An 18233-nucleotide genomic window follows, 5' to 3' on the forward strand; every position below is an offset into this window, starting at 1 on the left:
TGAAGAATCAAAGGGGATCGAAGGGCAGTCCGTGCCAGGGCACCCGCGGAACCGGCTTGGCCGGGCCGCCGGGTGCGCCCCCTTGAGGGGGGATGGGGCGGCCACACGCAGTGAGGCCGGCCAAACGGGGGTAGGTCATGAGGCCATCCAGCCGCCATCGACCATCAACTCGGTGCCCGTGATGAAGCGGGCTTCGCTGCTGGCCAGGAAGAGCACCGCACGCGCCACGTCGTCGGGCCGCCCCAGCCGGGGCCAGGGCGTGCGGCGCTCGGCGCGTTCCATCACCGCGGGGTCGATGGCGCGGCCGCCGGCACCGGTCTGGATCTTTCCGGGCGCGACCGCGTTGCAGACGATCTGCTGCGCCGCATAGTCGGCCGCGATCTGGCGCGTGAGGTAGGCGGTGCCGGCCTTGCTGGTGCCGTAGGCCAGGTCGCCGGGTGCCGCGATGATGCCGTGCTGCGACGACAGGTTCACGATGCGGCCGCGCACCTCGTCGACCGGCGCCTGCAGCACCATCTGGCGCACCGCCGCGCGGCAGCAGCGGTAGACGCCGCCCAGGTTCACGTCGAGCACCCGCAACCAGTCGGCCTCCTCGAGGTCGAGCAGCGGCCGTGCATGGCGGATGCAGGCGTTGTTGACCAGCACGTCGAGCCGGCCGAAGCGTGCGACGGTCTGCGCCACCAGCGCGTCGACCTGCTCGCTGCGCGCCACGTCGGTGGCGATGAAAGCCGCATGACCGCCTTCCGATGCGATCAAGGCCGCGGTCGGCGCGCCACCTTCGATGACCTCGGTGGTCACGTCGGCCACCACCACCGTCGCGCCCTGCGCGGCCAGCGTGCGCGCGATCGCGCGGCCGATGCCCGAGGCGGCGCCGGTCACGATGCAGACCTGGCCGGCCATGCGGGCGGAGGATGAGGAATCAGACATGGGCAGGATGCGACGGGCGCCGGGTGCGAGGTGAAAGGCCCTGGCTGACTCGCCAGCCGAAGAAGTCCCTGGCCGCGGCCGCGAGATCGAAGCGCGGCGAGAAGCCGGTGTCGGCGCGCAGGTGCGCGATGGCCATGGGTGCGCGGTCGTAGGGCGCGTAGTAGTCGACGTTGGCCGGCTCGCCCTCGCCCGCCAGGCGCCACGCGAAGTGCGGCTGCTGCGCGGCCACCCCGGCGCACCAATCGGTCATCGCGCCGCTGAAGCCCGCGGCCACGTTGTAGACCGCGCGCGGCAGGCACGGCCGGTCGAGCAGCGCGCTGATCGCGGCCGCCACGTCGCGCACGTAGAGCCAGTCGCGCTGGCCCGCACGCGGCAGCACCACCGGCTCGCCGCGCTCGGCCAGGCGCAGGATCTGCAGCGGTGCGCTGAGCGTGTCGCGCACGCCGGTGTCGGCCTCCCAGGGGCCGAAGCAGGTGCCGAGCCGGCCCACGACCAGGTCGAGTCCGTGCAGCGCCGCGAGCCGCAGCGCCGCACCCTCGGCCGCCTGCTTGGAGATGCCGTAGAGCCCTTCGGGCCGCAGCGGCGTCGTGTCCTCGCACAGCGCCTCGGCACCCTCGCCGCTCGCGCCGTAGACCGAGCCCGAGCTCGCATGCAGCACGCGCGTCACACCGCAGGCCGCGGCCGCGCCGAGCGCCGCGATCACGCCGCCCACGTTGACGTCGAAGATCGCGCCCGGCGTGGCGCGCTCGCGCTGTGCATCGGCGGTGATCGCGGCCAGCGTCACCAGCCGCTGCGGCCGGTGCGCGGCCATGGCCTGCTGCAGCGCGTCGGCATCGCGCACGTCGCCCAGGACCATCGCGAAGCGCCCGGGCAGGCCCTCGAAGGCCCGCAGCGCGGCGGGCGGCGGCGCGGCGCGGTCGAAGCCGACCACGTCCTCGCCGCGCCACAGCAGATGCTCGGTCAGCGCCAGGCCGACGAAGCCGCAGGCGCCGGTGACGAAGGTCGGCACCTCAGGCCTCCGCGGCCACGGGCTCGGGGCGCAGCAGCGACAGGATGTGGCGCTTGGCGTCGTTGAACTCGGGGCTGGTCGGGTCGCGCGGGCGCGGCAGGTCGACCGTGATCATCTCGCGGATGCGGCCCGGCCGCGCCGACATCACGGCCACGTGCGTGCCCAGCGCCAGCGATTCGTCGATGCCGTGCGTCACGAAGACGATGGTGCTCTGGCTGTCGCGCCAGATGCGCACCAGCTCGGCATGCATCTCCATCTTGGTCTGCTCGTCGAGCGCGCCGAAAGGCTCGTCCATCAGGATCACCTCGGGATTCATGAGCAGCGCGCGCGCGATGCCCACGCGCTGGTTCATGCCGCCCGAGAGTTCGCTCGGGAAGTGGTTCTCGAAGCCCTTGAGGTTGACCATCTCGATGAAGTGCTGCGCCTTCTTGCGCCGCAGTTCCTTGCCCATCCCCTGCATGGTGAGATGGAAGGCGACGTTCTCCCACACGCTGAGCCAGGGCATCAGCGTGGGCTGCTGGAACACCACGCCGCGGTCGGCACCGGGTGCGCTCACGATCTGCCCGCCCACGCGCACCGTGCCCGAACTGGGCTTGTCGAAGCCCGCGATCAGGTTCAACAGCGTCGACTTGCCGCAGCCGCTCGGGCCCAGCAGGCACAGGAACTCGTTGCGTGCCACGTGCAGGCTCACGTTGTCGAGCGCCTTGACCGAGCCCTTGCGCTTGGGGTCGTCGAACAGCCGCGTGGCGTCGTTGATTTCGATCAGGCTCATCTCATGCCTCCTTGGTGGTGCCGCGCTGCCAACGCAGCACGCGGGCGGCGATCAGCTTGATCGCCAGGTCGCTCAGGAAGCCGAGCAGGCCGATGCTGACCATCGCGGCGATCACGATGTCGTAGCGCAGGAAGTAGTACGAATCCCAGAGCACGTAGCCGACGCCGCTCTTCACCGCGACCATCTCGGCGGTGACGGTCAGCATCCACGCCGAACCGATCGCGATGCGCAGGCCCGAGAAGATGCTCGGCAGCGCGGCCGGGAACACGATGTAGCGCAGCAGCTTGCCCGGCGAGCCGCCGGTCATGGCGCCGGCGCGCAGCAGGTTGCGGTCGCAGCTCTTCACGCCGTGGATGGTGCTCAGCAGCACCGGGAAGAAGGAGCCGAGGAAGACCAGGAAGATCGCCGGCTTGTCGGCGATGCCGAACCAGATGATGGCCAGCGGAATCCACGACACCGGCGGCACCGGCCGCAGGATCTGCAGCACCGGCTCGATCAGCCGTTCGACCGTGCGCGACCAGCCGATCGCCATGCCGATGCCCACACCCAGCACGGTCGAGATCGCGAAGCCCGCGAACACCCGCAGCGCGCTCGAGGCGACGTCCTGGATCCAGTGGCCGCTGTAGGTCTGCGTGTTGCCGTCGGTCGCGAACACCCAGTCGGCCCAGGCCACCATCACCTGCGAGGGCGCGGGCAGCAGCGCCGGCGGCAGCACCCCCGAGCGCGAAAAGATCTCCCAGCCCGCCAGCAGCAGGATCGGCACGATCGCGCGCTCGATGCGGCTGTAGAACCGCTTCCAGAGCGGAACGGCGGCCACCGGGGCTTGCGCTGCCGGTAGTGAAGTGGATAGCTGTGTCATCTGCAAAACCTTTTCTCTTTCATTGCGCAGCGCACACCGCGCTGCGTCCCTTCCCCGCCCCTTCGCGGGCACCCGCGGAACCGGCTTTGCCGGGCCGCCGGGTGCGCCCCCTTGAGGGGGGCGGCTACACGCAGTGAGCCGTTCGGGGATGGTCCCCTCCCCTTCGTGGGCACCCGCGGAACCGGCTTTGCCGGGCCGCTGGGTGCGCCCCCTTGAGGGGGAGCGGCTACACGCAGTGAGCCGTTCGGGGGTGGTCCCCTCCCCTTCGCGGGCACCCGCGGAACCGGCTTTGCCGGGCCGCTGGGTGCGCCCCCTTGAGGGGGAGCGGCTACACGCAGTGAGCCGTTCGGGGGTGGGTCAATACCCCAGCGCAGACTTGGGCTTGCCCGTGACCGCCTCGAGGAAGCGGTAGTCCATGTTCTTCTCCACCGCAGCGCTCACGTCGGTGTTGATGTACTTGAGGTCGCGCATCATCCTGGCGATGGCCACGGCCGAGGTGCGGTGCATCTGGTAGTCGGGGTACAGGTTCGCGACCGCGCCGGTGGCGACGGCCTTGTCCAACCCCGTGACCTTCTGGATCGTGTCGACGAACAGCGTCTTGTTGCCGGCCATCAGGTCGTTGACTTTCACGATCGAGCGCACGGTTTCCTCCACGCCCTTGGGACGCGAGGCGATCACGTCGGAGCGCGTCACGATCAGGTTGGTGAGCTTGCCCGCGGCCTGGTCGTAGGGGTAGGCGAACAGCTTGGCGGCCTTCACTTCGCGGATCTGGGTGGCGAAGGGGTCGACCGAGCAGATCAGTTCGACCTCGCCGCGGCGCAGCGCCTGCACGTGGTCCGACGGGTTCGGGATGTTGATGAACTGCACGTCCTTGTTGATGTCGATGCCCTGCTTGGCGAAGGCGCCGCGCATGTGGATGTCCTGCGCATTGCCGCGCGAAGCGGCCACGCGGAAGGGCTTGCCCTGGGCCTTGTAGTCGGCGATCAGCTTCTTCAGGCCGGCCCAGTCGTTTTCGGCCAGCGGCAGGTCGTTGCCCACCAGGATCTGCGAGCCGCCGTTGATCTGGCCCGAGATCGCCACCACGTCGAAGCCCTTGTCGAGCGCGGTCGCGTAGTGCAGGTAGGTGACCTGGGCCACGTCGATGCTCTTGGACAGCAGCGCGGTCAGCACGTCGTTGCCGGTGTTGAAGGCGATGGCCTCCAGCTTCACGCCGGTGGCGTTCTCGGGCGTGAGCGCCAGCGGCGTGCAATGCGCGCACTTGGCATAGCCGAGCTTGATCGCGTCCTGGGCCTGGCTGGCCATCGGCAGCACCGCGGCCGCCAGGAAGAAGAGTTGGGCAATGAACTTGAACATGGGTTCCCCGGGATGGTGGATGGCACCGCGATGTCGGTGCCTGCCTCTGTTCAGCAAATGACGTGCCAGCTTTGTATCCAATCCTCTAAACGGATCTTCTCCAATGGAAGAGCATGAAAGAGAGACATCTTCTCTCGTCGTTGCCAGCGATTTAACGCACAGATTGGATACAAAGTTCCCGACGATGGTGCGCGATGCACGCTGGCCGTCACTCCCAGTAGCGCCGCCCCTCGCCGCCCCACAGCGCGCGCGAAGCCGCCTCGGCCTCGGCGCAGACGGCCTCCATGTCGACCTTCGTCGGGCGACCGTCCTCGACCAGCACCTCGCCCGCCACCACCACCATGCGCACGTCGCGGCCCTGGCCCGTGTGGACCAGGTTGCCCAGCGGGTTCACGTGCGGACGCAGGTGCGGCCGGTTGGCGTCGAACACCACCAGGTCGGCCGCCTTGCCCACGGCCAGGCTGCCCAGCGTGTCGGCCATGCCCAGCGCCTTGGCGCCGCCCATGGTGGCCATGTGGAACACGTGGTGCGGCTGCCAGCTGTCGTCGACCTTGCCTTCCTGCACCCGCGCCGTGACCAGCGCCCAGCGCATCAGTTCCACCATGTCGCCGTGCTGCGTGTCGGTGGCCAGCGCCATGTTCACGCCCGCGCGCTGCAGCATCGGCGTCGGCGCGAGCCGGCCCGAGGTCGCGTTGCACTTCGGGATGTGCACCGCATGCGCGCCGGCCGCGGCCATCTTCCGTGCATCGGACGGCGTGACGTAGATGCAATGACCGCCCATCAGCCGCTCGTTGAGCAGGCCCACCTCTTCCAGCACCTCCGTCGAGGTGCGCCCGCTGCGCTCGCGCACCCGGTCGACCTCGACCTGGCTCTGGCCCAGATGGGTGCTGACCGTGAGCCCGTGCAGCGCGGCGGCCGCCGCCACCTCCTTCAGGAAGCCGTCGGAGCAGGTGTCGACCGCATGCGCCGCCAGGTTGACCCGCACGCGCGGGTGGCCCGCCCAGCGAGCGTGCAACGCCAGGCCGGCCTCGAGTGTCCTGCTGCCGATGGCCGGGTCGTGGTGCCAGTCGCCGTGCGCCACGCGCGCGAAGTCCACGTCGTGGATGCGCCAGCTCGGGCACAGCCGCACGCCGAGTTCGACCACGGCCTCGGTGCTGACGTCGGCATGCACGAAGTTGTCGCCGATCACGGTCGAGCCGAACAAGAGCGCCTCCAGCGCACCCAGCCGCGCGAGCGCGCGCGCCTGCGCGGGATCGACGCGCGTGCCCTTGGGAATGCCCGGCGTGTACGAAGGCGCGAAACCCAGGTCGGCCGCCACGCCCCGGACCATGGTGAGGATGCCGTGCGTGTGGACGTTGACGAAGCCGGGCGTGACGAAGTGCCCTGGCAGGCGCAGCGTGCGCCCAGCCTGGTAGTGCGCGGGCGGCTGCGCATCGAGCCAGGTGATGCAGCCGTCGCGGATGCCGATGGCGCTGCCCCGGATCTCGGGGCGGGCGGGGTCCGCCGTCAGCGCGATGGCATCGAGCAGCAGCAGGTCGAAAATGGGGGGCGTGAGGGGTGGTGCGGCGTGTTCCATGCCGTTGCCGAAGCAATGGGCATGCCGTGTCGTGTATCCAATCCTTGCGAAGGATCCGACAGGTGCCTCACCCCAGCAGCGCCTCCGCCAGATCGATCTCCGGCTCCTCCCGCTCGTGCAGGTTGAGCGAGCGCTCGATGTGGTGCAGGTGCTCGGTCATGAGCGCGACCGCGGCCTTCTTCTGGCCGGCCTCGATGGCGTCGATCAGCAGCGCGTGCTCGTCGTTGGGACAGGCAGCCACGGTGGGGGCCTCGAAGGTCAGGATCGCGAGGCAGGTCAGCGGCGTGAGCTCGCGCATCATGCGCGCCATGATGCTGCTGCCCGAGAGCTGCGCGAGCTGCACGTGGAACTCGCCCGACAGCCGCACCGCGGCGCGCCGGTCGCCGCTGGCGTGGGCCTGCTGCTCGCGCTTGAGCAGCGCGCGCAGCTGCTTGACGGCGGTCGGCGCCTTGCCCTGGGCGATGCGGTCGATGAGCCGCAGCACGATCGCGGGCTCGAGCGTGCGGCGCACCTCGAGCACGTCGTGCGCCTCGTCGACGCTGGGCGTGGTGACGAAGGCGCCGCGATTGGGGATCAGCGTGACCAGCTGTTCCACCGCGAGCCGCTGCAGCACGCCGCGCACCTGCGTGCGACTGACCGCGAACAGCTCGGCCACGCGCTCCTCCGACAGCTTGGTACCGGGCAGCAGCCGGTGCTCGACCACGGCCTCGTAGATGCGTTCGTAGATGTCGGCCTTGGACGCGGTCTTCGCGGCCGGCTTGGCCGCGCGCCGGGGAGTGGAAGAGGCCATGGTGTGAGCTTGCGTGCGAAAGGATGAGCGAGGAACGATCGGATGGTACCCAGAGACGACCCGTCCCGTGCAGGCTTCAGTGCAGGCCATGCAGTTCGGTGAACAGGCTGCCCCAGCCCTCGACGCGGCGCGTGTCGACGCCGCACAGGCGCAGCGACTTCCACACCGCGGTGCCGACCGTGTCGTAGACCGGCATGCCGAGCTCGGCTTCGAGCGCCGGCACCAGCCTTGCCGCGCGCAGGTTGGTACAGAAGGTGGAGATGCATTGCGGCGACGCGGCCGCGAGTTCGCGCACCATGGCGCGGATCTCGTCGGCCGTGACCTCGGCGAACTCGAAGTTCACATGGCGGCCCAGGTGGCGCTCGGCCACGCAGTCGTAGCCGCTGGCGCGGTAGTTGGCGACGATGCATTCCTGCACGTCGGCCAGGTAGGGCGTGGCGAGCGCGAAGCGCCGGCGGCCCGACATCGCCATCGCCTCGTTGAAGGCCAGCACCGAGGTGCAGGCCGGGATGCCCGTCTCGGCGGTGATGCGCGCGCACAGCGCCTCGTCGGTCTCGAAGCCGAGCCAGCCCGACGAAGTGCCGTTCCAGGCGATCACGTCGACGCGCGCATCGGCCAGCAGCCGCGCGGCCTCGAGGATCGGCTCGATGTCGAACTGCCCCAGCGCCTGGCTGCGCAGCGAGATCTCGGTCACGCGGAAGCGCGCGAAATGCGCCGACACCTCGGGCAGGCCCGCCACCATGGCCGAGGTCAGCGGCTCCAGCGCGGTGTTGGACGAGGGCGTCAACATGCCCAGCAATACACGTTTCATTTCAGCCTTCCATCACGCGGAGCGCCGCACGCGCGGTCCATGCCAGGGCACCCGCGGAACCGGCTTTGCCGGGCCGCCGGGTGCGCCCCTCGAGGGGATGGGACGGCCACACGCAGTGAGGCCGTCCCAACGGGGTGGTCATACTTTCACTTCGCGGTTGAAGCGGTCGATGTACTCGGCGCGGCGCGGGTTCAGCTTGGCCCAGTCGACGCCGTTCATGGCCTCGATGTCGGCGGTGTTCTTCGCATAGGCCTGCAGGCCTTCGCTGAACACAGCCTTGGAACTCACCGGCGCGACGAAGTACGGCGCGGCGGCCATGCGGGTCTGCACCTCGGGGCTCAGCGCGGCATTGATGTAGGCTGCAGCCAGGTCGGGGTTCCTGGTGTTCTTCACGATGTGCATCACGCTCTTGATGTGGATCCAGCCGGTGTCCGGCTTGGCCAGCGCGACGGGCACGCCCTTGCTCTGCAGATCGCCCACGTTGTTGTTGTAGTGGACCGAGATGTCGATCTGGCCCTGCCGGAACAGCGTGGCGAGCGAGCCCGGGTTGCTGGCCACCGCGCTGACGTTCGGCATCAGCTTCTTGACGAAGGCGAAGGCCGGCTCGAGGTTTTCCTCGCTGCCGCCGTTCAGGCGCGCGATCTCGACCATCCAGGCCGACATCAGCGTCGAGCCCATGCCCGCGAGGCCCACGCGGCCCTTGTACTCGGGCTTGAGCAGGTCGTTCCACGAGCGCGGCGGATTCTTGATCTTCTCGGTGTTGTAGGCGATGCCGATGACCTGGCCCGACACGAACACGCCCAGGCCGCGCGGATCGACCAGCTTCGACGGCACGTCTTTCAGGTAGGGCATCTTGTCGACCGGCACCTTCTCGAAGATGTCCTGCGACAGCGCGGCCAGGTAGGGGCCCTCGTCCAGAATGATCACGTCGTAGGGCGGGTTGGCCTTGGAGGCCACGAGCTTGGACACCGTGTCGACCGCCAGCGAAGACACCAGGTTGGTCGAGGCGCCCGTGGCCTTGGCGAACGCCGGCAGCAGGATCGCGCGGTGCGCCGACTCCCAGGCGCCGGGGTAGGTGGTGGCCGAGATCGAACGCGACTGCGCGTGCACGAGGCCGGCATGGGTCGCCAGGTGGGCGGCGCCGAGGCCGGCCGCGCCTTGCAGCAGCTGGCGGCGGGACAAGTGGGTGCTGGAGGTGCTCATGGTGCGATTTCCTTGGGTGGTGCGGCAACGCCTGCGATCCAGGCTCGGCCATGGAGCGCAATCTTTGTGCCACGCGGCGCCCTCTCCGGCCCGCTCGCTTCGCCAGGTGCGAAACCCCCATGGCGGTGCAGCCGCATGCGCCAACATGGAACGAGGCGCACCATCTGTGCACAAACTTCTCGATCATTGGCGCCAATCCATGGAAGTTTTGTAACCAGCATCCCGACCCTGCCTCGCACCCATCGCATGGCACGTTTCTTGAGACGTGAAAGACATGGCGATGTCATTCCGACGTCGCACCAGCTGGTCTTCACACGCATGCAAAGTCCCGTTCGCGCGCCCGGCGTCGACGTCGTCCTCGACCAGATCCATCACCGCTATGCCGGTGCCACCGCGGTCGAGTCGGTGTCGCTGGCCATCCCCGCGGGCGAGCTGGTGGCCCTGCTCGGCCCCAGCGGCTGCGGCAAGACCACGCTGCTGCGCGTGGTGGCGGGGTTGCTTCGCCAGACCGGCGGCACGGTGCGCATCGGCACCGAGATCGTCGATGCGCTGCCGACCAACGAACGCGGCGCGGGCATCGTGTTCCAGAACTACGCGCTGTTCCCTCACATGACGGTCGAGGCCAATGTGGCCTACGGCCTGCGCGCACGCGGTGTCGACGCCGCGGCCGCGCACGCCACGGCGCTCGAGATGCTGGCGATGGTGCGCATGGCCGACTACGGCAAGCGCTACCCGCGCGAACTCTCGGGCGGCCAGCAGCAGCGCGTGGCATTGGCCCGCACGCTGGCCGTGCGGCCGCGCGTGCTGCTGCTCGACGAGCCCTTCGCCGCGCTCGACAAGAACCTGCGGCTCGACATGCAGATCGAGATCAAGCGCATCCAGCGCGAACTCGGCATCACCACGCTGCTGGTCACGCACGACCAGGACGAGGCGATGTCGATGGCCGACCGCATCGCGGTGATGCACGCCGGGCGCGTCGAGCAGTTCGACACGCCCGAGGCCATCTACGACCGGCCCGCCACGTTGTTCGTCGCGACCTTCATCGGCACGGCCAACCTGCTGGCGGGCCGGCTGGCCGCGGGCGAACAGGGTGGCTTCTCGGTGGCCTGCGAAGGCGGCGGCGCGCTGGCGCTCGAACGCGCCGCGCCGTGCTCGCGCAGCGGCACCGTGGTGGTCGCGGCGCGGCCCGAGCACCTTGCGCTGGCCGCACCGTCGGACGGCAGCCTGCCCGCCACGGTCGAGATGGTGCTGCCGCTCGGCCCTTCGCTGGTCTACGAGCTGCTGCTGGGCAACGGCCGCACCGTCAAGGTGACGCAGCCGCGCAATGCCGAGCTGCACCGCTACGCGGCCGGCGACCGCGTGGGCCTGAGCCTGCGCCCGGGCTCGCCGGCCGGCGTCTTCGCGGGCTGACGCGATGGCCGCCCACACCTCCTCCTCCGCACGCGCCGCGTCGGCACTGCCGTTGAGCCTGCCGCTCGGCCTGTTCTTCGTCGCCTTCGTGCTCGCACCGATGCTGCTGCTGGCCTGGGTCAGCCTGCACAACGACCCCGGGATGACGCAGGCCGGCTTCGGCCAGTACGCCAAGTTCCTGACCGACGGCTTCAACCTCGCGGTGCTGGGCAACACGCTGTGGCTGGGCCTCGAGGTCACGGTGCTGACGATCCTGATCGGCTTCCCGCTGGCCTACCTCTACACCCAGGCACCGGGCCGCTGGCAAGGCCCGCTGATGCTGCTGATCATCCTGCCGTTGCTGACCAGCTCGGTGGTGCGCACCTTCGCCTGGGTCGTGATCCTCGGGCGCCAGGGCATCCTCAACACCGCGCTGCTCGACCTGGGCCTGATCGCCGAACCGATCAAGCTGCTCTACACGCCCGGCGCGGTGGCCGTCGCGCTGGCGCAGATCGAGCTGCCGCTGATGGTGCTGCCGCTGATCACAGCGCTGATGAACGTCGACGCCAACCTGCGGCAGGCCTCGCTCGCGCTGGGCGCGGGCCACTGGCGCACCTTCTGGCAGGTGACGCTGCCGCTGTCGATGCCGGGCCTGCTCGCGGGCTCGCTGCTGGTGTTCGCCTCCAGCGTGAGCGCCTTCGTCACACAGACGCTGGTGGGCGGCGGGCAGCAGATGTTCATGCCCTACTACATGTACCAGCAGGCCATCCAGGCCAACAACTATCCGTTCGCGGCCGCCATCGCCATGCTGCTGCTGGTGTGCGTGCTGGCCGTGGTGGTCGCCATCAACGCGCTCGGTCGGCGCAGCAAAGGATTCGTCCATGCCTGAAGCCTTCGTCTCGGGCACGCCGCGCGCGCGCCCCTCCGCCCTACGCGCCACCGAATCGCTGCGCGGCCTGATCGAGCGGCGCTCCTTCTGGGCGGTGTTCGGCCTCTTGGGCCTGTTCGCCGGTGTGCTGCTGATGGCGCCCACGGTGGTGGTGCTGATCACCTCCTTCACCAGCGGCTACTCGCTCAAGTTTCCGCCGCCCGGCTACTCGGGCCGCTGGTACGCGGCGCTGTGGAACGAATCGCCCGAACTGATCGACGCCTTCGTGCTGTCGCTCAAGCTCGCGGGCATCGCCACCAGCGTGTCGATCGTGCTCGCCGTGGCCGCCGCGCTGGCGCTGGCCCGTCGGCGCGAGGCCTGGGCGCGCGTCGCCGAGTCGGTGCTGCTGTCGCCGCTGATGCTGCCCGCGCTGGCCATCGGCCTGGCGTTGCTGATGCTGTTCAACCTGGCCGGCACCGGCCTGTCGTTCTGGACGCTGGTGATCGGGCACGTGGCGATCACCACGCCCTACATCCTGCGCACCACCTCGGCGAGCCTGCTGCAGATGGACGGCAGCCTGCTCGAGAGCGCCCATTCGCTGGGCGCCTCGCCGCTGTACGTGTTCCGCACCGTGACGCTGCCGCTGATCGCGCGCGGCATCGCGGCCGGCGCCTTCATCGGCTTCATGTACTCCTTCGACAACGTGGCGGTGTCGCTGTTCCTGTCGGACGCGCGCAGCGAGGTGCTGCCGATCCGCATGTGGCACATCATCGAATCGAACCTCGACGTGCGGGCCGCTGCGGTGTCGGGTGTGCTGATCGCGGCCACGCTGGTGCTGATGGTGGTGATGGAGCGTGTGGCGGGCATCTCGCGCCACTTCCGGTGATGCGTGCTGCCTCAACGTCGTACGCGGTCGCCGCCCCAGCGCAGCCGCAGCGCCAGGTACTCGTCCTCGCAGACGCCGTCGCGCAGCGCGAGTTCGAAGCCGGTCAGGCGGCAGAAGGCCTCGATGCCGTAGTCGCCCAGGTCCGCGCGCCGCAGCCGCGCATGGCGCAGGCCCAGCACCAGCGTGCCCACGCCGCCGAGCTGGAGCGCGCCCGCGCACATCGGGCAGGGCTCCATCGTGCAGTAGAGCGTGGCGCCCTGGGCCGCCTCGGGGCCGTGCTGCGCGAAGGCATCGCGCAGGGCCTCGGGCTCGGCATGCGCCGTGACGTCGCCGCGCGTGACCTGCCGGTTCTGGCCGCGCCCGAGCAGGCGGCCGTCCTTCACCAGCACCGCACCCGTGGGCCAGTCGCCGCGCGCGTAAGCCTCGCGCGCCTCGGCCAGCGCCAGCTGCATCCAGCGCCCATCGTCTTCGCTCGTCGTGTCGTTCATGGTGGTCGTCCGTTCACAGCAAATTCAGGAGCTTGTCGATGAGCAAGAAACGCACCCTCCTGCGCAACGCGCGCGCCCTGCTGGGCGATGCGCTGGCTTTCGACGGCCAGCCGCGCGACGTGCTGATCGAGGGCGACCGCATCGCCGCGATCGAGGCCGCCGGCACGCTGGCCGATGCCGACGACACGATCGACCTGCGCGATCGGCTGCTGGTGCCCGGCCTGGTCAACGGCCATCAGCATTCGCACGAGCACTTCCAGCGCGGACGCACCGAGAACCTGCCGCTCGAACTCTGGATGCACCTGGTGCGCACCCGCACGCCCGTCACGCTGACGCCGCGCCAGGTCTACCTGCGCACCATGATCGGCGCGATCGAGTCGCTGCGCACCGGCTGCACCACGCTGGTCGACGACACCGCCCTGGGCGGTGCGATCGACCGCACGCGCATCGAGGCCGCGCTGCAGGCCTACGACGACGCCGGCATCCGCGCGCTGGTCGGCTTCGCGATGATGGACAAGCCCATCGTCGACAACTTCCCCTTCGTCGAGAAACACTTCTCCGCCGCGCTCGCGGCCGAGCTGCGCGCGGCCTCGCGCCCCGCGCCCGAGGACCAGCTGGGCCTGGTGCGCGAGCTCGCCCGCACGCGGCATCCGCAATCGAACCGGGTGGGCGTGCTGGTGTCCGCCTCGGCACCGCAGCGCTGCACCGAAGGCTTCCTGCAGGCCGTGCGCGGCCTTGCCGACGACCTTGCCTTGCCGGTGATCACGCACGTGCAGGAGACGCGGCTGCAGGTGGTCACGGGGCAGCTCTTCTTCGGTTGCCCGATCGTCGAGTACCTCGACCGCATCGGTTTCCTGAAGCCGGCCACCAGCCTGATCCACGCGGTATGGCTCAACCCGCGCGAGATCGATGCGCTGGCGCGCAGCGGCGCCACCGCGCAGCACAACCCCTGGAGCAACCTGCTGCTGGGCTCCGGCGTGCAACCGGTGCACGAACTGCTCGACGCGGGCGTCAACGTGAGCCTGGGCTCCGACGGCAGCTGCTCGACCGTGACGGTGAACATGCTCAACGTGCTGGGCAGTGCGGCCGCGGTGTCGAAGCTGCGCGGCGACGACCACCGGCGCTGGCTGTCGGCGCACGAGGCCCTGCATGCCGGCACGCTCGCGGGCGGCCGCGCGCTGGGCTTCGGCGAGGCGCTGGGCTCGCTGCGCGTGGGCGCCATCGCCGACCTGGTGGCCTACCGCACCGACAGCGTGACCTTCACGCCCTTCAACGATCCCGTGCGCCAGCTGGTCTATGCCGAACGCGGCGCGGGGCTCGACTTCTCGATGGTCGCGGGCGAGGTCGCGATCGAGGGCGGCCGGCTCGCGCGGGTCGACGAGGCCGCGCTGCTGCGCGAGATCGAACGCGAGTTCCAGGACCTGGCGCCGCGCTATGCGCAGGCCGAGGCGCAGATGGCGCCGGTGCTCGAAGCGGTCGAGCGCATCCACCGCGAGGGGCTGGCCACGGCCATCGCGCCCGACACTTACGCGGCGAGGCTCGCATGAACACCACGCCACGCGACTTCGCGGGCTACCGCGGGAACTACCCAGCGCTGCGCTGGCCCGGCGATGCCGGCCTGGCCGTGTCCTTCGTGCTCAACGTCGAGGAAGGCGCGGAACTCGCCCTGAGCGCGGGCGATGCGCGCAACGAGAGCCGCCACGAGGTCAACCACGAGGTGGTGGGTGCGCCCGACCTCTGCATGGAGAGCCAGTTCGAATACGGCGCGCGCGTCGGCTACTGGCGCATCACGCGCATGCTGAGGGAAGCCGGCGTGCCGCTCACGCTCAACGCCTGCGCGCGTGCGCTCGAGGCCACGCCCTGGATCGCGACCGATGCGGCACGACAGGGCTTCGAGGTCTGCTGCCACGGCTGGCGCTGGGAATCGCACGCGGGCATGGCCGAGGCCGACGAGCGCGCGCTGATCGCGCGCTGCGTCGAGACCATCCGCCGGCTGCACGGCCGCGCACCCGTCGGCTGGCACACCAAGTCCTCGGCCTCGGTGAACACGCGCCGGCTGCTGGCCGAGCACGGCGGCTTTCTCTACGACAGCGACGCCTACAACGACGACCTGCCCTATTACGTCACCGCCGCCGGCCGGCCGCACCTGGTGCTGCCCTATGCCTTCGACACCAACGACATGCGCTTCTTCGACAACTTCGCCTATGTGCGCGGCAGCGATTTCGCCGACTACGCGATCGATGCCTTCGACTGCCTGTTGGCCGAGTCGCGGCACGCGCCACGCATGATGTCGATCGGCCTGCACACGCGCATCATCGGCCGGCCCGGACGCATCAACGGCCTGGCGACGCTGCTGGCGCACATCGCGCAGCGCGGCGGCGCCTGGTGCGCGACGCGCGAGCAGATCGCGCGCCACTGGCTGGCCAATGTGCCGGCGGCGTCCGCATGAGCGACAAGGCACTGCACGAGACGAGCGCACGCGAACTCGCGGCCCGCGTCGCTTCGGGTGCGTTGCGCGCGACCGAGGTGGCACGCCACTTCATCGCACGCGTCGAACGGCTCAACCCCGCGCTCAACGCCATCGTGCAGTTCGATCCGCAGCAGGTCCTGGACGACGCGGCGGCGGTCGACCGCCGCCTCGCGGCCGGCGAGACGCTGCCGATGGCGGGCGTGCCCTTCACCGTCAAGGACAACCTCTGGGTCGAGGGCCGGCGCATCGCGCAGGGCTCGCGGCTGTTCGAGGATTTCGTCGCACCGCGCGATGCCTGGGCCGTGGCGCGGCTGCGCGAACGCGGCGCGGTGGTGCTGGGCATCACCAACTGCTCGGAGTTCGCCTGCAAGGGCGTGACGTCCAACCTGCTCTACGGCGCCACGCGGCACCCGATCGACCCGGCGCTCACGCCCGGCGGCTCCTCGGGCGGGGCCGTGTCGGCGCTGGCCGCGGGGCTGGGCCTGCTCGCGCTCGGCACCGATGCGGGCGGCTCCACGCGCCGGCCCGCGGCCCATTGCGGGCTCGTGGGCTTCAAGCCCAGCCCCGGCCTGATCCCGCATCCGTGGGGATTTGCCGAGCCGAACTACGGCCTGTCGGTGATCGGCGTGATGGCGCACGACGTGGCCGACGGCGCCTGGCTCTACGACCAGTTGCTGGCCTACGACGCGGGCGACCCGGCGGGCGTGCCGATCGGCGTCGGGCTCGATGCCTTGCCTTCGCTCGAAGCACTGCCGCCGAGCGATCTGCGCATCGCCTGGAGCCCGCAGCTGGGCTGCGACTTCGCGATCGACGACGACGTGCTGACGGCACTTCAGTCGCGCATCGATGCCTTGCGCGCCGCCGGCTGGCGGATCGCCGATGCCGATCCGCCCTGGCCCGCCGAGGCGCGCGAGTACCCCTTGCTCGCGCTGCAGCAGGCTGGCCTGCATGCGCTTTACGGCCACCGATTGATGAAAGAACGCGAGCGCATCGACCCGGTGCTGGTGCAGCAGATCGAGGCCGGCGCCCTCGTCACGCCGGCCGACGTGGCGCGCGCCCTGCGCCTGCGGCAGCGCATCGGCGCCAGCCTCGCGCGCTTCTTCGAATCCTTCGATGTGCTGCTGTGCCCGACCACGCCGGTCACGGCCTGGCCGCTCGACCAACTGGGCCCGGCCACGATCGGCGGCCGGCCTGCCGGTCCGCGCGGGCATGCGGCCTTCACGCCGCTGTTCAACTACTGCGGCGTGCCGGCCTGCTCGGTGCCAGCGGGGTTGGTGCGTGGCTTGCCGGTCGGGCTGCAGGTGGTGGCGCCCTGCTACGAGGACGTACGCGTACTGCAGTGCGCGCGGCGCATCGAGACGCTCTTCTGAGCAGGGTTTTTCGCCTCGCCTTTACCTGCCGCCTCTATATGTGTACTCTGTCCACAACTCTGGAGGCACGACCATGGGATACCCGGACATCGTCCCGCGCCCGACCTGGCAGGCGGCGCGCGACGAACTGCTCAAGGCGGAGAAGGAACTGACCCGCGCGCACGATGCGCTCAACGCGCGACGACGGCAGTTGCCAATGACCGAGATCACGCACGACTACGTCTTCGCATCGACGACGCGCGCCGACCTGCGGCTGGTCGACCTGTTCGAGGGCCGCGACCAGCTGATCGTCTATCACAACATGCTCACCGAGAGCCACATCTGCCCGGGATGCTCCTTCGTCAGCGACAACCTGATGAACGACTTCTCGCACCTGCATGCGCGCGATACGAACTTCGTCATGGTGGCGCGCGCGAGCGTGGCGCGCATCGAGGCGGTGAAGGCGCGGCTGGGATGGACCTTCCCCTGGGTGTCGTGCGAGGGCACGACATTCCACGAGGACTTCGTCACCGCGCAGAACAACGCGGCCTTCGGCCTGTCGGTGTTCATGCGCCAGGGCGCGCGCGTGTTCCAGACCTGGTTCACCTCGGGCCGCGGCGTCGAGCAGGCCAGCAACACCTTCAACCTGCTCGACCTCACACCCTGGGGCCGGCAGGAGAGCTGGGAGTTGTCGCCGCCCGGCTGGCCCCAGGACCCGACCTACAGCTGGCAGCGGCTGCACGACGAGTACCCGGCGCCGACGGCAACGCCCTGACACGGCGCTTTTCACGCGGCGTTGGAAATAACCGACACCACGACCCATCGCGCGGCGCTAACTTTGGCGCCATGAGTCAAGCCAAGAGAATCTGGGACATCTCCCCGCCCGTGTACGAAGGCGCGCCGGTCTTCCCCGGCGACACGCCCTACCGGCAGCGCTGGGCCGCGCGCATCGGCCCGGGCTGCCCGGTCAACGTGAGCGAGATCGGCCTGTCGCCGCACGTCGGTGCGCATGCCGACGCGCCTCTGCACTACGACCCCGACGGCGCGACCATCGGCGATGTCGGCCTCGCGCCCTACCTCGGCCGCTGCCGTGTGATCCATGCGATCGCCAAGGGCCCGCTGATCGAATGGGCCCACATCGAACACGCGCTAGCCGACCTGCCACCGCGCGTGCTGGTGCGCACCTATGCGCGCGCCCCGGTCGAGCGCTGGGACGATGCCCTTGCCGCCTACGCGCCCGCCACCATCGAGCGCCTGGCCGCGCTGGGCGTGACGCTGGTGGGCATCGACACCGCCAGCATCGACCCCGCCGACAGCAAGACCCTCGACAGCCATCAGGTGATCCGCCGGCTCGACCTGCGCGTGCTGGAGAACCTCGTGCTCGACGAGGTGCCCGAGGGCGACTACGAACTCATCGCACTGCCGCTCAAGCTGGTGAGCGCCGATGCCTCTCCCGTGCGCGCCGTGCTGCGAAGTCTATGAA

The 18233-nt window shown here is 70.0% G+C and carries 18 protein-coding genes; 8 read left to right on the plus strand and 10 right to left on the minus strand.

What is annotated here, in order from left to right:
* Positions 1-135: 135 nt before the first annotated feature.
* From ACSFBC_RS07155 to ACSFBC_RS07195, 9 genes are all read right to left on the minus strand, one after another.
* Positions 136-927 (minus strand): SDR family NAD(P)-dependent oxidoreductase, encoded by a 792-nt coding sequence (locus ACSFBC_RS07155; protein WP_435509615.1) that lies wholly within the window; start codon positions 925-927, stop codon positions 136-138.
* Entirely contained in the window at positions 920-1936 is a 1017-nt protein-coding gene (locus ACSFBC_RS07160; protein ID WP_435509616.1) for an NAD-dependent epimerase/dehydratase family protein, read from the minus strand. Before ACSFBC_RS07160 ends, ACSFBC_RS07155 begins: the two co-directional genes overlap by 8 nt.
* Position 1937: 1 nt before the next feature.
* Positions 1938-2708, minus strand: coding sequence for an ABC transporter ATP-binding protein (locus ACSFBC_RS07165; RefSeq protein ID WP_435509617.1), 771 nt, complete (start codon positions 2706-2708; stop codon positions 1938-1940).
* A 1-nt stretch (position 2709) separates the two neighbouring features.
* The gene (locus ACSFBC_RS07170; RefSeq protein ID WP_435509618.1) at positions 2710-3567 is read right to left on the minus strand and encodes an ABC transporter permease; all 858 of its coding nucleotides are present in this window, start codon (positions 3565-3567) and stop codon (positions 2710-2712) included.
* Positions 3568-3924: 357 nt separating this feature from the next.
* Complete coding sequence (locus ACSFBC_RS07175) at positions 3925-4920, minus strand: ABC transporter substrate-binding protein (RefSeq protein WP_435509619.1); 996 nt, start codon at positions 4918-4920, stop codon at positions 3925-3927.
* Between the two features lie 208 nt (positions 4921-5128).
* Complete coding sequence (locus tag ACSFBC_RS07180; RefSeq protein WP_435509620.1) at positions 5129-6496, minus strand: amidohydrolase family protein; 1368 nt, start codon at positions 6494-6496, stop codon at positions 5129-5131.
* Positions 6497-6563: 67 nt separating this feature from the next.
* Positions 6564-7286 (minus strand): GntR family transcriptional regulator, encoded by a 723-nt coding sequence (locus ACSFBC_RS07185; RefSeq protein WP_435509621.1) that lies wholly within the window; start codon positions 7284-7286, stop codon positions 6564-6566.
* Positions 7287-7362: 76 nt separating this feature from the next.
* Entirely contained in the window at positions 7363-8097 is a 735-nt protein-coding gene (locus tag ACSFBC_RS07190) for a maleate cis-trans isomerase family protein (RefSeq protein WP_435509622.1), read from the minus strand.
* Positions 8098-8235: 138 nt separating this feature from the next.
* Positions 8236-9300, minus strand: coding sequence for an ABC transporter substrate-binding protein (locus ACSFBC_RS07195; protein WP_435509623.1), 1065 nt, complete (start codon positions 9298-9300; stop codon positions 8236-8238).
* Between the two features lie 318 nt (positions 9301-9618).
* On the opposite strand from ACSFBC_RS07195, the gene ACSFBC_RS07200 reads away from it, so the two are divergent.
* The 3 genes from ACSFBC_RS07200 to ACSFBC_RS07210 are packed head-to-tail and all read left to right on the plus strand — an operon-like array spanning position 9619 to position 12443.
* Complete coding sequence (locus ACSFBC_RS07200) at positions 9619-10710, plus strand: ABC transporter ATP-binding protein (protein ID WP_435509624.1); 1092 nt, start codon at positions 9619-9621, stop codon at positions 10708-10710.
* Positions 10711-10714: 4 nt separating this feature from the next.
* Positions 10715-11578, plus strand: coding sequence for an ABC transporter permease (locus ACSFBC_RS07205; protein ID WP_435509625.1), 864 nt, complete (start codon positions 10715-10717; stop codon positions 11576-11578).
* A complete protein-coding gene (locus ACSFBC_RS07210) occupies positions 11571-12443 on the plus strand; it encodes an ABC transporter permease (protein ID WP_435509626.1) in 873 nt (290 codons plus the stop codon). Before ACSFBC_RS07205 ends, ACSFBC_RS07210 begins: the two co-directional genes overlap by 8 nt.
* An 11-nt stretch (positions 12444-12454) precedes the next feature.
* On the opposite strand, the gene ACSFBC_RS07215 is transcribed toward ACSFBC_RS07210, so the two are convergent.
* Entirely contained in the window at positions 12455-12931 is a 477-nt protein-coding gene (locus ACSFBC_RS07215; RefSeq protein ID WP_435509627.1) for a nucleoside deaminase, read from the minus strand.
* A gap of 38 nt (positions 12932-12969) precedes the next feature.
* Here ACSFBC_RS07215 and ACSFBC_RS07220 point away from each other — a divergent pair, with 38 nt between their 5' ends.
* From ACSFBC_RS07220 to kynB, 5 genes are all read left to right on the plus strand, one after another.
* Positions 12970-14478, plus strand: a complete 1509-nt coding sequence (locus tag ACSFBC_RS07220; protein ID WP_435509628.1) for an amidohydrolase family protein — start codon at positions 12970-12972, stop codon at positions 14476-14478.
* Positions 14475-15380, plus strand: a complete 906-nt coding sequence (locus tag ACSFBC_RS07225; protein WP_435509629.1) for a polysaccharide deacetylase family protein — start codon at positions 14475-14477, stop codon at positions 15378-15380. Before ACSFBC_RS07220 ends, ACSFBC_RS07225 begins: the two co-directional genes overlap by 4 nt.
* On the plus strand, positions 15377-16771 hold the full coding sequence (locus ACSFBC_RS07230) for an amidase (RefSeq protein WP_435509630.1): 1395 nt from the start codon (positions 15377-15379) through the stop codon (positions 16769-16771). Before ACSFBC_RS07225 ends, ACSFBC_RS07230 begins: the two co-directional genes overlap by 4 nt.
* 73 nt (positions 16772-16844) lie before the next feature.
* Positions 16845-17525: a DUF899 domain-containing protein gene (locus ACSFBC_RS07235; protein ID WP_435509631.1), complete on the plus strand. Its 681-nt coding sequence runs from the start codon at positions 16845-16847 to the stop codon at positions 17523-17525.
* A gap of 71 nt (positions 17526-17596) precedes the next feature.
* The gene (gene kynB, locus ACSFBC_RS07240) at positions 17597-18232 is read left to right on the plus strand and encodes an arylformamidase (protein ID WP_435509632.1); all 636 of its coding nucleotides are present in this window, start codon (positions 17597-17599) and stop codon (positions 18230-18232) included.
* The last annotated feature ends 1 nt before the right edge of the window (position 18233 follow it).

Source organism: Variovorax frigidus (assembly GCF_051216515.1).
GTDB lineage: Bacteria > Pseudomonadota > Gammaproteobacteria > Burkholderiales > Burkholderiaceae_C > Variovorax.

What these genes read in the sequence shown, in the direction of transcription:
- ACSFBC_RS07205 (WP_435509625.1), top strand. Translation starts at nt 10,715, where the DNA reads ATGGCCGCCCACACCTCCTCCTCCGCACGCGCCGCGTCGGCACTGCCG.
- ACSFBC_RS07230 (WP_435509630.1), top strand. Translation starts at nt 15,377, where the DNA reads ATGAGCGACAAGGCACTGCACGAGACGAGCGCACGCGAACTCGCGGCC.
- ACSFBC_RS07185 (WP_435509621.1), bottom strand. Translation starts at nt 7,286, where the DNA reads ATGGCCTCTTCCACTCCCCGGCGCGCGGCCAAGCCGGCCGCGAAGACC.
- ACSFBC_RS07200 (WP_435509624.1), top strand. Translation starts at nt 9,619, where the DNA reads ATGCAAAGTCCCGTTCGCGCGCCCGGCGTCGACGTCGTCCTCGACCAG.
- ACSFBC_RS07215 (WP_435509627.1), bottom strand. Translation starts at nt 12,931, where the DNA reads ATGAACGACACGACGAGCGAAGACGATGGGCGCTGGATGCAGCTGGCG.
- ACSFBC_RS07235 (WP_435509631.1), top strand. Translation starts at nt 16,845, where the DNA reads ATGGGATACCCGGACATCGTCCCGCGCCCGACCTGGCAGGCGGCGCGC.
- kynB (WP_435509632.1), top strand. Translation starts at nt 17,597, where the DNA reads ATGAGTCAAGCCAAGAGAATCTGGGACATCTCCCCGCCCGTGTACGAA.
- ACSFBC_RS07220 (WP_435509628.1), top strand. Translation starts at nt 12,970, where the DNA reads ATGAGCAAGAAACGCACCCTCCTGCGCAACGCGCGCGCCCTGCTGGGC.
- ACSFBC_RS07175 (WP_435509619.1), bottom strand. Translation starts at nt 4,920, where the DNA reads ATGTTCAAGTTCATTGCCCAACTCTTCTTCCTGGCGGCCGCGGTGCTG.
- ACSFBC_RS07195 (WP_435509623.1), bottom strand. Translation starts at nt 9,300, where the DNA reads ATGAGCACCTCCAGCACCCACTTGTCCCGCCGCCAGCTGCTGCAAGGC.
- ACSFBC_RS07210 (WP_435509626.1), top strand. Translation starts at nt 11,571, where the DNA reads ATGCCTGAAGCCTTCGTCTCGGGCACGCCGCGCGCGCGCCCCTCCGCC.
- ACSFBC_RS07170 (WP_435509618.1), bottom strand. Translation starts at nt 3,567, where the DNA reads ATGACACAGCTATCCACTTCACTACCGGCAGCGCAAGCCCCGGTGGCC.
- ACSFBC_RS07155 (WP_435509615.1), bottom strand. Translation starts at nt 927, where the DNA reads ATGTCTGATTCCTCATCCTCCGCCCGCATGGCCGGCCAGGTCTGCATC.
- ACSFBC_RS07190 (WP_435509622.1), bottom strand. Translation starts at nt 8,097, where the DNA reads ATGAAACGTGTATTGCTGGGCATGTTGACGCCCTCGTCCAACACCGCG.
- ACSFBC_RS07180 (WP_435509620.1), bottom strand. Translation starts at nt 6,496, where the DNA reads ATGGAACACGCCGCACCACCCCTCACGCCCCCCATTTTCGACCTGCTG.
- ACSFBC_RS07165 (WP_435509617.1), bottom strand. Translation starts at nt 2,708, where the DNA reads ATGAGCCTGATCGAAATCAACGACGCCACGCGGCTGTTCGACGACCCC.
- ACSFBC_RS07225 (WP_435509629.1), top strand. Translation starts at nt 14,475, where the DNA reads ATGAACACCACGCCACGCGACTTCGCGGGCTACCGCGGGAACTACCCA.